Genomic DNA, 14,797 nt, shown 5'->3' with positions numbered 1-14,797 from the left:
CGTTGACTGCGCTGTTGTCGCTACTTGACGATCTTCATCACCTTGAGGTCGTCGATGGCGATGGCGCTGGTGACCGGGTAGTAGCCGTCCTTGATCGTCGCGGCCTGGCCTTCCTGCGAGTAGATGAACTTGATGAATTCCGCCCGCAGCGGGTCGACCGGCTGGTTCGGGTTGATGTTGACGTAGATGTAGAGGAAGCGGGCCAGTGGGAACTCGCCTGAGTAGGCGCCCTCGGCGTCGGCTTCGATGCACTTGCCGCCCGGCTTGGCCGACAGCGCCAGCGCCTTCACGTCGGCGGTCTTGTAGCCGATGCCGGAGTAGCCGATCGCGAACTTGTCGGAGGCGACGCCCTGCACCACCGTCGAGGAGCCCGGCTGCTCCTTGACCGAGTCGCGATAGTCGCCGTTGAACAGCGCGACTTCCTTGAAGTAGCCGTAGGTGCCGGACGCCGAGTTGCGGCCGTACAGCGAGATCGGCTTGTCGGCCCATTCGCCGGTCAGGCCGAGCTGGCCCCAGGTGGTGATCTCCTTGTCGGCGCCGCCCTTGCGGGTCTTCGAGAAGATTGCGTCGAGCTGCGCCAGGCTCACGCACTTCAGCGGATTGTCCTTGTGGACGAACACCGCCAGCGCGTCGACGGCGCTGCGGATCACCTGCGGCTTGTAGCCGAACTTCTTCTCGAAGGCGTCGACCTCGGCGCTCTTCATCGGCCGCGACATCGGACCGAACTGCGCGGTGCCGGAGACCAGCGCTGGCGGCGCGGTCGACGAACCCTTGCCTTCGATCTCGATCTTCACGTTCGGGTACATCTTGTTGAAGCCTTCGGCCCACAGCGTCATCAGATTGTTGAGCGTGTCCGAGCCGATCGACTTCATGTTGCCGGAAATGCCGGCGACGGGCGTGTACTTCGGCAGGTTGGGGTCGACGCCCTGGGCCTGGGCGATCGACGTCGCCAGGCACAACGCCGCGGCCGTGACGGCGGCGAAGGTTCTATTGGACATGGGATCTCCTTTATTCATCAGGCGACACACGCGGCCCACGATGCCGCTGCGCGCCGAAGGCCAGCCGCTTTCGAACGGCGCTGGAGTCCTATGAACCGGCCGCGACTGTTCTATTTCTGAATTGTTACGGTTTGATGAATTCGACCAACAGGTGGATAACTTGTCGCCTACGCCGCCAGCGCTATCGGCAGGGAAACTGCGAAAGTCGACCCCTTGCCGACCTCACTGACGATCTCCAGCCGGCCGCGATGGCGGTTGAGCGCGTGCTTGACGATCGCCAGGCCCAGCCCGGTGCCGCCCATCTCGCGCGAGCGCGCGGTGTCGACGCGATAGAAGCGCTCGGTCAGGCGCTCCAGATGCTGCGGCGCGATGCCCTCGCCGTGATCGGTCACGGCGACCCGCAACCGGTCCGCCTCGGCGCGCGCCACGACTTCGACCGACGATCCGGGCGCCGTGTATTTCACGGCGTTGTCGGCGAGATTCTGGAACACCATGGTCAGCTCGTCGGCGTCGCCGATCACGATGGGCAGCTCGTCGGGGATGTCGAAGGCGACCGTGACGCCGCGCTGGCGCGCCTTCATGTCGATCAGGTCGCGCACGCCGCGCAGCACGCCGCCGACGTCGACGCGCGCCGTCGGCGGCTCGTGCTCGCGCTGCTCGATGCGCGAGAGCGACAGCAGGTCCTCGACCAGCCGGCGCATGCGGTCGGTCTGCTCGGCCATGATGGCGAGGAAGCGTTCCCGCGCCCTGGCATCGTCGCGCGCCGGGCCCTGCAGGGTCTCGACGAAGCCGACCAGGCCGGCCAGCGGCGTGCGCAGCTCGTGGCTGGCATTGGCGATGAAATCGGCGCGCATGCGCTCGGCGCGGCGCAGCGCGCTGATGTCGTGCAGCACGACCAGCGCCAGCGAGCCGTCGGCGGTGGCGCGCGGCAGGCGCTTGACGTGGGCCGAGAAGATGCGCTCGGGCGGGCCGGCGAGCACCAGCTCGACCACCGCGGTGTCGGTCGGCGCCTGCGCCTCGAGCGCGGCATCGACCGCGTCGAGCAGGGCGGGATGGCGCAATGTCGCCGACAGGTCGCGCCCGGCGGCCAGCGGCCCCACGAGGTCGCTGGCGGCCCGGTTCCAGCGCGCCAGGCGGCGGCGGCGATCGACGGCGAACAGCGGGTCGGGCAGGCCATCGACGATGGTCTGGGCCGAGACCTCGAGCCCGGCCACCGCCTCGCGCTGGCGCCGCCACATGCCGTCGAGCGCCTGCACGCCGGTGGCCAGCTCCTCGGCCGCGGGCGACAGCACGAAGCGCGGCACATCGGGCTCGCCGCCGCCCGCCAGGGTCTCGACGTAGCGCGAGAACCGCACGAAGGAGTGCAGGTAGCGCCGCACGATGACGGCGGTGCACAAGCCGATCGCCGCCATGGCGCCCAGCGCGCGGTCGACCGGCAGCCAGCCCGCTGCCATCATGCCGGTCAGCACGATGACGGCCGGCGCCAGCACCACGGCATTGGCGATCAGGTGCCGGCGCAACGGCAGGACGGGTTCGGGCTCGGCGGCCATCGGTGACACTATAGCGCCCGATCTTGCCGCCGGGTTACGGGCGGCAGGCCGAAGGCCGACGCCGCGCCCGACGCGGCCGATTCCATCGGAATACCGTTCCCTTCCCCTTCCTTTCCCTTCCCCTTCCCTTCCTTTCCTCACGGTCCCGGCACCGTGCCGGCACCGGACTCGTCCTGTGCCGGACCCGGCAGCGCCGAAGCTTTTTCCCGCACGTTGAACACCTGGTGCCGGGTGAAGCTCGGAATGACACCGTACTCGACCCCGTCGACCACGTAGCGGCGCACGAAGCCGTGCGCGACCAGCGCCTCGAGCACCTGGGCGAAGTCGAGATCGTCGTAGGGCAGGACCTGGATCTTCAGCTCCGCCGGCCGCCACTTGAAGCGCCCGGCGCGGTCGACGACGCACCACATGCCGCTATAGGCCAAGCGCAGCGGCAGGCCGCTCTCGCGCTCGGCGCACCACAGCTCGTGGTGGCGGAAGAAATCGGGCTTGATCGTTCGGATTCGGGCCATCGCCGCACCTCATGGTTCAGGTGCGGCGATGAAAGCACAAATATAATTTCCTGAAAATAGGAAATTAATCTCCGCTCAGCGTGGCGACATCGAGTGGTAGGCGGCGAGCGCGGCGTGGGTCACCAGGTCACCGCTGGTGGCGCCCATCTGCACGATCTGCACCGGCTTCTGCAGCCCGTCGATCACCGGGCCGAACACCGTGACGCCGCCCAGCATCTGCATCAGGCGCGAGGAGATGTGGGCGGAGTGCAGCCCGGGCATGATCAGGATGTTGGCCGGGCCGGTCAGGCGGCAGAACGGATAGACGCTCTTCATCAGCTCGTAGTCGAGCGCCATGTCGGCCTGCATTTCGCCCTCGAACTCGAAATCGACCTGCGAGCGCTCCAGCACGCGCAGCGCCTCGCGGATGCGCGCCGTGCGCTCGAACTCGCGCGAGCCGAAATTGGTGAAGGACAGGAAGGCGACCCTGGGCTCGTGGCCCATGTGGCGGGCGTTGCGCACCATCTGGCGGGCGATGGCGGCGAGCTGCTCCGACGTCGGCGTCTCGTTCACCGAGGTGTCGGCGAGGAACACGGTGCGCCCGCGCGAAACGACGATCGAGTAGCCGATCGGCACCTTGTCGCGCTCGGCGTCGATGACGCGGGTGACGTCGGCGTAGCATTCCGGGAAGCGCCGCGTGATGCCGGTGACCAGCCCGTCGGCGTCGCCGGCCGCCACCATGCAGGCGCCGAAGACGTTGCGGCCCTGGTTGACCATGCGCTGCACGTCGCGGCGCAGATAGCCCTGGCGCTGCAGGCGGGCATAGACAAGGTCGGTATAGGCCTGGTTCTTGGTCGACAGGCGCGCGTTGTGGATCTCCATGCCGTCCACGTCCTCGATGCCCAGCGACTTCATCGTCTCGCGCACGATCTCCTCGCGGCCGATCAGGACCGGCGTCCCATACCCCGCATCCCGAAAAGCGATGGCGGCGCGGATCGTGCGCTCCTCCTCGCCTTCGGCGAAGGCGATGCGCCTGGGATTGGCGCGCACTTCCTCGAGCACGCCCTGCAGCCAGCTCGAGCCCGGATCCAGCCGGCCGGCGAGCTGGCGGTGATAGGCCTCCATGTCGATGATCGGCTTGCGCGCCACGCCGCTGTCCATCGCCGCCTGGGCCACCGCCGAGGAGACGTCGACGATCAGCCGCGGATCGAACGGCACCGGCACGATGTACTCCGGCCCGTAGCGCAGCCGGCGGCCGGCATAGGCGCGGTCGACCTCGTCGGGCACGTCCTCGCGCGCCAGCTTGGCCAGCGCCTCGGCGGCGGCGATCTTCATCGGCTCGTTGATCGTCGTGGCGCGCACGTCGAGCGCGCCGCGGAAGATGTAGGGGAAGCCCAGCACGTTGTTGATCTGGTTGGCGTAGTCGCTGCGCCCGGTGGCGACGATGGCGTCGCCGCGCACGGCGGCGACCTCCTCCGGGGTGATCTCCGGATCGGGATTGGCCATGGCGAAGATGATCGGCCTGGCCGCCATGCTGCGCACCATGTCGGCGCTCACCGCGCCCTTCACCGACAGGCCGAAGAACACGTCGGCGCCCTTGATCGCGTCCTCGAGCGTGCGCGCCTTGGTGCGCACGGTGTGCGCCGACTTCCACTGGTTCATGCCCTCGGTGCGGCCCTGGTAGAGCACGCCCTTGGTGTCGCAGACCACGACGTTCTCGTGCGGCACACCCATCGCCTTGATCAGCTCGATGCAGGCGATCGAGGCGGCGCCGGCGCCGTTGACCACCATCCTGATGTCCTTGAACGCGCGCCCGGTGATGTGCAGCGCGTTGATCAGGCCGGCGGCCGAGACGATGGCCGTGCCGTGCTGGTCGTCGTGGAACACCGGGATGTCCATCAGCTCGCGCAGCCGCTGCTCGATGATGAAGCACTCCGGTGCCTTGATATCCTCCAGGTTGATGCCCCCGAAGCTCGGGCCCAGCAGCTTGACGCAGTTGATGAAGGCGTCGGGATCCTTGGTGTCGACCTCCAGGTCGATGCCGTCGACATCGGCGAAGCGCTTGAACAGCACCGCCTTGCCTTCCATCACCGGCTTGCCGGCGAGCGCGCCGAGGTCGCCCAGGCCGAGCACCGCGGTGCCGTTGGAGATGATGGCGACGATGTTGCCCTTGGCGGTGTAGTCGTAAGCGGTCGCCGGATCCTTCTGGATCTCCAGGCAGGGCGCGGCGACGCCCGGCGAGTAGGCGAGCGACAGATCGCGCTGGGTGACCAGCGGCTTGGTGGCGACGATCTCCAGCTTGCCGGGCCGGCCCTCGGCGTGCATGCGCAGCGAATCGGCACCCAGGTCGCGATTCTGTTCCGGCTCGTTCGGCTCGGCGGCCATCTCGGCATTCCTCCGTTTATCCCCGATACATAGCCGACAGCCGATGACGGGGAAACACCCGCCATGCTAGCGTCGCCAGCACAAATCCTGCGCCATTGACTGCTCAAATCGTGCCAGAGGCCCCCACCCCTCCCGACGCGACGGCCGCCTCTCTCGCATCGCCGATGATGCGGCAGTACCTGGAGGTCAAGCGCCGCCACCCCGACCATCTGGTGTTCTACCGGATGGGCGATTTCTTCGAGATGTTCTTCGACGACGCCGTCACGGCGGCGAAGGCACTGAATATCACCCTGACGCGGCGCGGCCAGCACGACGGCGCCGAGATCCCGATGTGCGGCGTGCCGGCGCACAGCCACGAGGCCTATCTCTCGCGCCTGATCCGCCAGGGCTTCAAGGTGGCGATCTGCGACCAGACCGAGGATGCGAGCGAGGCGCGCAGGCGCGGCGGCGGCAAGGCGCTGGTCAACCGCGACGTGGTGCGCGTCATCACGCCGGGCACGCTCACCGAGGATTCGCTGCTCGACGCGCGCGCCCACAATTACCTCGCCGGCCTGTCCGAGGCACAGGGCGAGCTCGGGCTGGCCTGGCTCGACCTGTCGACAGGCGGCTTCGCCACCCAGCCGATCACGGCGGACGCGCTGGGCGCCGCCCTGGCCCGCCTCGAGCCCGGCGAGCTGCTGCTGCCCGACCGCCTGCTGGCGCGCGACGATATCGCCGCGGCGACGCAGGACTGGAAGACGGCGCTCACGCCCATGCCGTCGAGCCGCTTCGACAGCGACAACGCGCGCAAGCGGCTGGAGCGGCTGTTCGGCGTCGCCGCGCTCGACGCCTTCGGCAGCTTCTCGCGCGCCGAGATCGCCGCCTGCGGCGCGCTGGTCGACTATGTCGAGCTGACCCAGGCCGGCAAGGTGCCGGCGCTGTCACCGCCCGCGCGCGAGCGCGACGACGCGGTGATGGCGATCGATCCGGCGACGCGGCGCAATCTCGAGCTGACACGCGCGCTCGACGGCGGCCGCGACGGCACGCTGCTGGCCACCATCGACCGCACGCTGACCGGCCCGGGCGCGCGCCTTCTCGCCGAGCGCCTCGCCGCACCGCTGACCGATCCCGCCGCCATCGCCCGACGGCTCGACCTCGTGAGCCTGATGGTCGAGGCCACGGCGCTGCGCGAGACCCTGCGCGAGAAGCTGCGCCGCGTGCCCGACATCGAGCGCGCCCTGCAGCGCCTGTCGGTCGGCCGCGGCGGGCCGCGCGATCTGGCGGCCTTGCGCGACGGCCTGCGCCAGGCCGGCGAGATCGCGCAGGTGCTGCAGGGCGACGGCGCGCGCATCAGGCCGGCCGAGCTGCCTGATCTGATCGAGGCGATGTCGGATCACGCGAAGCTGGTCGAGACGCTGGCCGCGGCGCTGGCCGACGACCTGCCGCTCCTGGCGCGCGACGGCGGTTTCATCCGCCAGGGCCATGCGCCGGAACTCGACGAGCTGCGCGGCCTGCGCGACGACAGCCGCCGCACCATCGCGGCGCTGGAGGCGAAGTATCGCGAGGGCACCGGCATCGCCTCGCTGAAGATCCGCCACAACAACGTCATCGGCTATCACATCGAGATCACCCAGGCCAATCTCGGGCGCTTCGAGCCCAACGGCCATGGCTTCATCCATCGCCAGACCATGGCCAGCGCGACGCGCTACACCACCGGCGAGCTGGCCGACATCGAGGGCAAGATCGGCCGCGCTGCCGACGCGGCGCTGGCGCTGGAGCTGAAGCTGTTCGAGGCGCTGGTCGGTGCCGCGATTGCCGAGGCCACGCGCATCGCCGGCGCCGGCCGCGCGCTCGCCGCGCTCGACGTCGCCACGGCGCTGGCCACGCTCGCCGTCGAGGAGCGCTGGACGCGGCCGGTGATCGTCGAGGGCAGCGAGTTCGCGATCGCCGGCGGACGGCATCCCGTGGTCGAGGCGGCCTTGCGCCGGCAGCGCGAGGGCGCCTTCGTCGCCAACGACTGCGATCTCGGCGACGGAAGGCGCGTGTGGCTGCTGACCGGCCCCAACATGGCCGGCAAGTCGACCTTCCTGCGCCAGAACGCGCTGATCGCCATCCTGGCGCAGCTCGGCGGCTACGTGCCGGCGGAGAGCGCGCGCATCGGCGTGGTCGACCGCCTGTTCAGCCGTGTCGGCGCCGCCGACGATCTGGCGCGCGGCCGCTCGACCTTCATGGTCGAGATGGTCGAGACCGCGGCCATCCTCAACCAGGCGACTTCGCGCAGCCTGGTGATCCTCGACGAGATCGGCCGCGGCACCGCCACCTTCGACGGCCTCTCCATCGCCTGGGCGACGCTCGAGCATCTGCACGAGGTCAACAAGTGCCGCGCGCTGTTCGCCACGCACTACCACGAGCTGGGCGCGCTGGCGGCCCGGCTCGAGGCGCTGAAGCCGCACACCATGCGGGTCAAGGAGTGGCAGAACGAGGTCGTGTTCCTGCACGAGGTCGCGCCCGGCGCCGCCGACCGCTCCTACGGCATCCATGTCGCCAAGCTCGCCGGCCTGCCTGCTGCGGTGGTCGGCCGCGCCGAGGAGGTCCTGGCGGCGCTGGAGAAGGGCGACCAGTCGGGCGCCGTCGCGCGCCTGGCCGACGACCTGCCGCTCTTCGCCGCCGCCCCGGCGCGTCCCAAGGGATTGTCCGAAGGCCCGCGCGCGTCGCTGGTCGAAGCCGAGCTGCGCACGGTCAACCCCGACGAGCTGACGCCAAAGCAGGCGCTCGACCTGCTCTACGCCCTGCGCCAGCGCCTGCCGCCGCGCGATTAACCGAGTTCTCTCCCTTCTCCCCGCGAAGGCGGGGAGAAGGTGCCCGAAGGGCGGATGAGGGGCTTCGCGGTGCCGCCACGACAAAGGTTGGTGATGTTGCGCGAGAAGCCCCTCATCCGCCTCGCTGACGCTCGGCACCTTCTCCCCGCCTTCGCGGGGAGAAGGGTAAAGACGCCACATGCGATCACCTGGGAGTGACAGACGCTGCCGCACTGGGCTCAAGCCCCACTGGCAATCGCCCGTCGTGATCGCCATCTAAGGGTCCATGGCGGAACTCCGTCCCGATCACCATACGGCGCGCGGGTTTCGCAATCCCGCCGGCTCGGCGCCCAAGAAGCGGCACTTCCTCACCGTCCTGCGCTACCTGTGGCGCACCCGGCACGTCGATCGCAGCCCGGTCGCGCCCGATGGCTTCGTGCAGTCGAAGTCGGCGACCCTGCGCGGTCTGCAGGCGCATGCGAACCGCGACAGCATCACCTGGCTGGGCCACGCCTCGTTCCTGATCCGCCTCGGCGGCCACACGGTGCTGACCGATCCGTTCCTGTCCGACTACGCCTCGCCGATCGACGGCGTCGGCCCGCGCCGCTACACGCCGCCGGCGCTGCGCGCACACGAGCTGCCGCCGATCGACGTGCTGCTGCTGTCGCACAACCACTACGACCATCTCGACACGCGCGCGCTCTCGGCCCTGCGCGAGCGCGGCACAATGCGCGCGATCGTGCCGCTGGGCCTGGCGACGACCCTGCACGATCTCGGCTTCATCGACGTGGTCGAGGTCGACTGGCGCCACGAGGTGCGCGTCGGCACGAGGTCCAACGCGCCGCTGCGCATCGTCGCCGAGCCGGTCGTGCATTTCTCCGGCCGCGGCGTGTTCGATCTGAACCGCACGCTGTGGTGCGGCTACGTGCTGGAGGGCAACGGCAGGCGCGTGTTCTTCGGCGGCGACAGCGCCTTCGGGCCCATCTTCACCGAGATCGGCCAGCGCCACGCGCCGATCGACCTGGCGCTGCTGGGCATCGGCGCCTACGAGCCGCGCGATCTGTTCCGCACCAGCCACGCCACGCCGGAGGAAGCCGTCGCGATGGCGCGCGCGCTGGGCGCCCGGCGCGTGCTGGGCATGCATTACGGCGCCATCGTGCTGTCGGCCGAGCCGCCCTTCGAGCCGCCCGAACGCTTCCGCGCCGCGGCGCTGAGCGGCGGCTATGTCGACGACGACATCTGGCTGCCGCGCATCGGCGAGACGCGGGCGTTGTAATCGGCCGCTGTCGTCCTGAGCGCAGCGAAGGACCTCGCGGTAGTGCGTTCAGTCACGGCGTTTGCATGTGACCGCACCACCGCGAGGTCCTTCGCTCCGCTCAGGACGACAATGCATTCCTTCCCCCGGAGGGGGAAGGTGCCCGGGATGTCGAAGACGGACAGCGATGTCATTGAGACATCCCCCATCCGTCGCTGCGCGCCACCTTCCCCCTCCGGAGGAAGGGAAGATCAAAGACTCTTGCGCACCATCGCCGCGCCGGCGGCCAGCGCGCGCAATTTGGCGTAGGCGGTGTCGCGTGCCATCGGCGCCATGCCGCAATTGGTGCAGGGCATGATGCGTTCGGCATCGACGTGCTTCATCGCCGCGCGGATGGTCGACGCGACCTGCTCGGGCGTCTCGACCGCGTCGCTGGCGACGTCGATGGCGCCGACCAGCACCTGCTTGGTCTTGAGCAAGCCGATCAGCTCCAGCGGCACCTTCGAGGCGGCGCATTCCAGCGAGACCTGCTGGATGCGGCTGCGGTCGAGCGCCGGGAAGACCTGCTCGTACTGGCGCCATGACTGGCCCAAGGTCTCCTTCCACTTGATGTTGGCCTCGATGCCGTAGCCGTAGCAGATGTGCACCGCGGTGGCTGAGCGCAGGCCTTCCGACGCGACGTGCAGCGCGTCGATGCCCCACTGCACCGCCTCGTCCATGTAGACGTTGAAGGCCGGCTCGTCGAACTGGATGACGTCGACGCCCAGCGCCTCGAGCTCGCGCGCTTCCTCGTTGAGCAGGCGCGCGAAGGCCATCGCCATGTCGACCTTGTCGCGATAATGCTCGTTGGCCAGGGTGTCGACGATGGTCATCGGCCCGGGCAGGGTGAACTTCAGCTTGTTCGTCGTCGCCGCGCGCGCCGCCTTGGCTTCCGCCGAATGCACCGGGCCGGTGCGCCGCAGCGCCGACACCACGGTCGGGCAATCCGCCTCGTAGCGGTTGTTGCGGATGCCGATGCGCTTCTTGCGGGCGAAGTCGACGCCTTCGACGCCGACCAGGAAGCCGTGCACGAAATGCTGGCGCGCCTGCTCGCCGTCGCTGACGATGTCGATGCCGCAGCGCGCCTGCTCGGCCACCGACAGCATGGTGGCGTCGAGCTTGGCCACGGCCAGCGCCTCGCCTTCCAGCGCCCAGGGCGCCCACAGCACACCGGGTTTCGCCAGCCAGACCGGCTTGGGCAGGCTGCCGGCGATCGTGGTTTCCAACATAGCGTTCCTCCCGCGGGAAACCGTAGCATGAGGGACCAATCCGTCGCGCCTGGAGATCGTCATGTTCGCCATCATCGCCCGCTCCCGCCCCGGCTCGCTCGCCGGGCTGACGATCGAGCGCCGCGGTCATGTCGACACGGCCTATGGCCGGCCGTCGGCGCCGCTGATCCACGGCGCGATCGCCGGCAAGTCGGTGGTGGTGCTGCTGCGCCACGGCGACGACCACGAGATCCCGCCGCATCGCGTGAACTACCGCGCCAACATCCAGGCGCTGTACGATTCCGGCGTCGAGGGCATCGTCGCCATCGCCACCGTCGGCGGCATGCGCGAGCATCTCGGGCCGGGCACCCTGCTGATCCCCGATCAGGTGATCGACTACACCTCCGGACGCGCGCACACGTTCTACGATGCCGACGACGGCACCACGCACCACGCCGATTTCACCTGGCCGTTCAGCGAGAACATCCGCCGCCGCCTGCTGACATCGGCGCGCAGCGCCGGCATCCGCATCGAGGATGGCGGCTGCTATGGCTGCGCCAACGGCCCGCGACTGGAAAGCGCCGCCGAGATCCGCCGCATGCAACGCGACGGCTGCGACGTGGTCGGCATGACCGGCATGCCCGAGATCGCCCTGGCGCGCGAGCGCGGCATCCCCTACGGCGCGATCAACATCGTGGTCAACTACGCCGCCGGGCTCGGCGACAGCGCCCAGGCCGTGGCGCACGATCAGCTGCTGGAGTACGGTCGGACTGCGATGACGACGGTCGCGCGGCTGCTGGCGACGTTCATCGAGAACAAGGAAAAGGCGTAAGCCGGACAACTGAAGGGGAGGGCTTCATGATCACCCGTCGCGCGGCGCTGGCGGGCGCCGCTGTCATCGCCGCGTCGGGCGGCGCGCGTGCCCAGGCGTTTCCATCCAAGCCGCTGCGCTTCCTGATCCCCTACCCCGCCGGGGGCATCGTCGATGTCGTGGGCCGCACCCTGGGCGAGAAGCTGGCCGGGCTGCTGGGCGAGCAAGTCGTCATCGACAACCGGCCCGGCGGCAACGCCGCGATCGCCACCGACATCGTCGCCAAGGCGCCGGCCGACGGTCACACCTGGCTGCTGGCCACGGTCGGCCACGTCGTGACGCCGCACCTGCAGAAGGTCGAGTACGACCCCATCGGCGACTTCGCCGGCGCGGCCTATCTGTGCAACGTGCCGGCGATCGCCGTGGTGCCCGCTTCATCGACGTTCAAGTCGATGGCCGAGATCGTTGCCAGGGCCAAGGCCGAACCGGGCAAGCTGACCTATCTGAGCCCCGGCGTCGGCACCTCGATGCATCTCAACATGGAGCTGATGCGGGTGCGCACCGGCGCGGCGGTGGCCGGCGTGCCCTATCGCGGCATCCCGCCGGGGATGACCGACCTGCTGGAGGGGCGGCTGGATTTCGGCCTGTTGCCGCCGGTGCTGGCGACCGCGCATATCCGCGCCGGCAAGCTCAGGCCGCTGGCGGTGGCCGCGTCACAGCGCCTGAAGTCCGTGCCCGACGTGCCGACCTTCGCCGAGGCCGGCCTGGCCGATTCGGTGGTCGAGTCGTGGTATGCGACCCTGGTGCCGGCCAGGACACCCAAGGACGTGATCACCCGCATCCACGCCGCCACGGTCGAGGCGCTGAAGGACGCTCAGGTGCAGGCCAAGCTCGAGGCCGCCGGCGCCTTGCTGCCGCCCAAGCCGCTGTCGCCGGCCGAGGTCGATGCCCTGCTGAAGCGCGAGCTGCCGCGCTACGGCGAGCTGGTGAAGGCGGCGGGCATCAAGACGGGGGGTTGAGCGCGTCCGGCGAAAGCATTTCCTTCCCCCGGAGGGGGAAGGTGCCCGCAGGGCGGAAGGGGGATGTCGAAGACGGACACCGGCTTCGTTGAGGCATCCCCCATCCGGCGCTGCTTGCCACCTTCCCCCTCCGGGGGAAGGTCAAATCACTCGACCGTCGTCTTGGCCCTGTAGAGGCAGACGTCGCGCACGACGCAGACCGGGCAGTCGGGCTTGCGCGCCTTGCAGATGTAGCGGCCGTGCAGGATCAGCCAGTGATGCGCGTGCCGCAGGAACTCCGCCGGCGTGCGCTTGAGCAGCTTGAGCTCGACCTCCAGCGGCGTCTTGCCCGGCGCCAGCCCGGTGCGGTTGCCGACGCGGAAGACGTGGGTGTCGACGGCGATGGTCGGCTCGCCGAAGGCGATGTTGCGCACCACGTTGGCGGTCTTGCGGCCCACCCCGGGCAGCGCCTCCAGCGCCGCGCGGTCGTTGGGCACCTCGCCACCATGCTTGTCGATCAGGATCCTCGACAGGGCGATGACGTTCTTCGCCTTGCCGCGATAGAGCCCGATGGTCTTGATGTGGCCGATCAGCTGCGCCTCGCCCAGCGCCAGCATCTGCTGCGGCGTGTGGACGATCCTGAACAGCTCCTTTGTGGCGCGGTTGACGCCGACATCGGTGGCCTGGGCCGAGAGCACGACGGCGACCAGGAGCTGATAGACATTGCCGCTTTCCAGCTCGCCCTCGGGCTCGGGCATGGCGGCGCGCAGCCGGCTGTAGAATTCATGGATGGCGGCAGGCTTGAGCTGCGGCATGCGGGCACGGCCTTGTGAGACTTGGCGCGACGAAGTTTGGCGCGATGAGGCTTGGCGCGCCCCCGGACGCGCCCCTAATCTGGTGCCATGTCGCAGCCGGTCCCTCAAGCGATCCATTTCGACGCCACGCTGCTGCCGCACCGCAGCTTGCCGCGCGCGGGCTTCCACGCGCTGATCGCCGCGCTGATCGCCGCCAACGTGGTGATCGGCGTGCCGCTGTTCCTGCTCGGCGCCTGGCCGGTGATCGGCTTCATGGGGCTGGACATTGCGCTGGTCGTGTACCTGTTCCGGCTCAGCTACAGGAGCGGCCGGCTGTCGGAGACCTTGCGGCTGACCGACACCGACCTCATCGTCACGCGCATCGATCCGGAGGGCGTGGTCGAGGAGACGCGGCTGGAGGCCGCCTGGCTGCGCGTCGAGATGGACGACCCGCCGCAGCACGAGAGTCGCCTCACCCTGGTGTCACGCGGCACCCGCCTGGTGGTCGGGCGATTCCTGACGCCGGATGAGCGGCTGGAGGTCGCGCTTGAGCTGCGTGCGGCGCTGGCGCGCACGGCGGGCCGGCGCTTCGATCACGAGTGGGCTTAGGCCGTTTGGGCCGTGCCGCTCCAGCGGCGCTCATGAGATGCCGCAGGAGGAGCGCCGCTGGAGCGGCGCGGCCCAAACGGCGCTTAAAGCCCCAGCACGTCCTTCATCGTGTACAGCCCGGCCTTGCGGCCCTCGGTCCACAGCGCCGCCTTCACCGCGCCGACCGAGTAGATCTCGCGGCTGAAGGCACGATGCGTCAGCTCGAGGCGTTCGCCGATGCCGCCGTAGTACACGGTGTGGAAGCCGACCTCGTCGCCGCCGCGCAAGGTGGCGAAGCCGATCTCGCCGCTGGGCCGCGCGCCGGTATGGCCGTCGCGGGTCTTGCGCCAGACCTCCTCCAGCTTGACCTCGCGGCCGGCCGCGGCCGCCTTGCCCAGGGCCAGCGCCGTGCCCGACGGCGCGTCGATCTTGTGGCGGTGGTGCATCTCCAGGATGTCGATGTCGTAGGCGGGATCGAGCAGGCGCGCGGTCTGCTCGACCAGCGCCAGCAGGATGTTGACGCCCAGCGACATGTTGGCCGCCCACATCACCGGCACCCTGGTCGCGGCCTCGTGCACGACCTTGGTCTGCGCCGCGTCCAGCCCGGTGGTGCCGATCACCATGGCGACGCCCTTCTGCGCCGCAAGTGCGGCGTGCTCGGCGGTCGCCGCCGGCACCGTGAAGTCGATCGCCACCTTGGCCGCGGCGATGCCGGCGGCCGCGTCGTCGCTGATCTTCACGCCGAGCGCGTCGATGCCCGCCAGCTCGCCGGCGTCGCGGCCGGAGAGGTTGCTGCGCGGTCCCTCGACCGCCGCCACCAGCTTCGCCCCCGGCGTCTTGGCGATCTGCCGCACCAGCATCTGCCCCATGCGCCCGCCGGCGCCCATGATCGCGATATCCATC

General features: G+C 69.6%; 12 protein-coding genes. 5 read left to right on the top strand and 7 right to left on the bottom strand.

Going from position 1 to position 14,797, the window contains the following annotated elements:
- Positions 1-20: 20 nt before the first annotated feature.
- The 4 genes from KF889_10250 to KF889_10235 all read right to left on the bottom strand — a co-directional run bounded on the left by KF889_10250 (position 21) and on the right by KF889_10235 (position 5,424).
- Complete coding sequence (locus KF889_10250; protein ID MBX3499814.1) at positions 21-998, bottom strand: phosphate ABC transporter substrate-binding protein; 978 nt, start codon at positions 996-998, stop codon at positions 21-23.
- 167 nt (positions 999-1,165) lie between these two features.
- Positions 1,166-2,548, bottom strand: a complete 1,383-nt coding sequence (locus KF889_10245) for a hypothetical protein (protein ID MBX3499813.1) — start codon at positions 2,546-2,548, stop codon at positions 1,166-1,168.
- A 137-nt stretch (positions 2,549-2,685) separates the two neighbouring features.
- Positions 2,686-3,060 carry a hypothetical protein gene (locus KF889_10240; protein MBX3499812.1) on the bottom strand — a complete coding sequence of 125 codons (375 nt, stop codon included), beginning with the start codon at positions 3,058-3,060 and terminating at the stop codon, positions 2,686-2,688.
- Positions 3,061-3,135: 75 nt separating this feature from the next.
- The gene (locus tag KF889_10235; GenBank protein ID MBX3499811.1) at positions 3,136-5,424 is read right to left on the bottom strand and encodes an NADP-dependent malic enzyme; all 2,289 of its coding nucleotides are present in this window, start codon (positions 5,422-5,424) and stop codon (positions 3,136-3,138) included.
- A gap of 164 nt (positions 5,425-5,588) precedes the next feature.
- Between KF889_10235 and mutS the strand changes: the two genes are divergently transcribed.
- Positions 5,589-8,222 carry a DNA mismatch repair protein MutS gene (gene mutS, locus KF889_10230; GenBank protein MBX3499810.1) on the top strand — a complete coding sequence of 878 codons (2,634 nt, stop codon included), beginning with the start codon at positions 5,589-5,591 and terminating at the stop codon, positions 8,220-8,222.
- A 265-nt stretch (positions 8,223-8,487) separates the two neighbouring features.
- Complete coding sequence (locus KF889_10225) at positions 8,488-9,477, top strand: MBL fold metallo-hydrolase (GenBank protein MBX3499809.1); 990 nt, start codon at positions 8,488-8,490, stop codon at positions 9,475-9,477.
- A gap of 230 nt (positions 9,478-9,707) precedes the next feature.
- Here KF889_10225 and KF889_10220 read toward each other — a convergent pair whose 3' ends face one another.
- Entirely contained in the window at positions 9,708-10,724 is a 1,017-nt protein-coding gene (locus KF889_10220) for a methionine synthase (protein MBX3499808.1), read from the bottom strand.
- Between the two features lie 61 nt (positions 10,725-10,785).
- Between KF889_10220 and KF889_10215 the strand changes: the two genes are divergently transcribed.
- Together KF889_10215 and KF889_10210 are read left to right on the top strand one after the other, a co-directional pair.
- Complete coding sequence (locus KF889_10215; GenBank protein ID MBX3499807.1) at positions 10,786-11,535, top strand: S-methyl-5'-thioinosine phosphorylase; 750 nt, start codon at positions 10,786-10,788, stop codon at positions 11,533-11,535.
- A gap of 26 nt (positions 11,536-11,561) precedes the next feature.
- On the top strand, positions 11,562-12,533 hold the full coding sequence (locus KF889_10210) for a tripartite tricarboxylate transporter substrate binding protein (GenBank protein MBX3499806.1): 972 nt from the start codon (positions 11,562-11,564) through the stop codon (positions 12,531-12,533).
- A 146-nt stretch (positions 12,534-12,679) separates the two neighbouring features.
- On the opposite strand, the gene nth is transcribed toward KF889_10210, so the two are convergent.
- Positions 12,680-13,327, bottom strand: a complete 648-nt coding sequence (gene nth, locus KF889_10205; GenBank protein ID MBX3499805.1) for an endonuclease III — start codon at positions 13,325-13,327, stop codon at positions 12,680-12,682.
- An 87-nt stretch (positions 13,328-13,414) separates the two neighbouring features.
- On the opposite strand from nth, the gene KF889_10200 reads away from it, so the two are divergent.
- Positions 13,415-13,915: a DUF2244 domain-containing protein gene (locus tag KF889_10200; GenBank protein MBX3499804.1), complete on the top strand. Its 501-nt coding sequence runs from the start codon at positions 13,415-13,417 to the stop codon at positions 13,913-13,915.
- Between the two features lie 83 nt (positions 13,916-13,998).
- Here the strand turns inward: KF889_10200 and dapB are convergent, their stop codons facing one another.
- On the bottom strand, positions 13,999-14,796 hold the full coding sequence (gene dapB, locus KF889_10195) for a 4-hydroxy-tetrahydrodipicolinate reductase (protein ID MBX3499803.1): 798 nt from the start codon (positions 14,794-14,796) through the stop codon (positions 13,999-14,001).
- Position 14,797: the final 1 nt, after the last annotated feature.

The sequence above is a fragment of the Alphaproteobacteria bacterium genome (assembly GCA_019635875.1).
GTDB lineage: Bacteria > Pseudomonadota > Alphaproteobacteria > Reyranellales > Reyranellaceae > JAFAZJ01.
The sequence above is the reverse complement of the archived record's forward strand: the minus strand, read 5'-3'. Positions and strand labels throughout refer to the sequence as shown.

What these genes read in the sequence shown, in the direction of transcription:
- KF889_10250 (MBX3499814.1), bottom strand. Translation starts at nt 998, where the DNA reads ATGTCCAATAGAACCTTCGCCGCCGTCACGGCCGCGGCGTTGTGCCTG.
- KF889_10245 (MBX3499813.1), bottom strand. Translation starts at nt 2,548, where the DNA reads ATGGCCGCCGAGCCCGAACCCGTCCTGCCGTTGCGCCGGCACCTGATC.
- KF889_10240 (MBX3499812.1), bottom strand. Translation starts at nt 3,060, where the DNA reads ATGGCCCGAATCCGAACGATCAAGCCCGATTTCTTCCGCCACCACGAG.
- KF889_10235 (MBX3499811.1), bottom strand. Translation starts at nt 5,424, where the DNA reads ATGGCCGCCGAGCCGAACGAGCCGGAACAGAATCGCGACCTGGGTGCC.
- mutS (MBX3499810.1), top strand. Translation starts at nt 5,589, where the DNA reads ATGATGCGGCAGTACCTGGAGGTCAAGCGCCGCCACCCCGACCATCTG.
- KF889_10225 (MBX3499809.1), top strand. Translation starts at nt 8,488, where the DNA reads ATGGCGGAACTCCGTCCCGATCACCATACGGCGCGCGGGTTTCGCAAT.
- KF889_10220 (MBX3499808.1), bottom strand. Translation starts at nt 10,724, where the DNA reads ATGTTGGAAACCACGATCGCCGGCAGCCTGCCCAAGCCGGTCTGGCTG.
- KF889_10215 (MBX3499807.1), top strand. Translation starts at nt 10,786, where the DNA reads ATGTTCGCCATCATCGCCCGCTCCCGCCCCGGCTCGCTCGCCGGGCTG.
- KF889_10210 (MBX3499806.1), top strand. Translation starts at nt 11,562, where the DNA reads ATGATCACCCGTCGCGCGGCGCTGGCGGGCGCCGCTGTCATCGCCGCG.
- nth (MBX3499805.1), bottom strand. Translation starts at nt 13,327, where the DNA reads ATGCCGCAGCTCAAGCCTGCCGCCATCCATGAATTCTACAGCCGGCTG.
- KF889_10200 (MBX3499804.1), top strand. Translation starts at nt 13,415, where the DNA reads ATGTCGCAGCCGGTCCCTCAAGCGATCCATTTCGACGCCACGCTGCTG.
- dapB (MBX3499803.1), bottom strand. Translation starts at nt 14,796, where the DNA reads ATGGATATCGCGATCATGGGCGCCGGCGGGCGCATGGGGCAGATGCTG.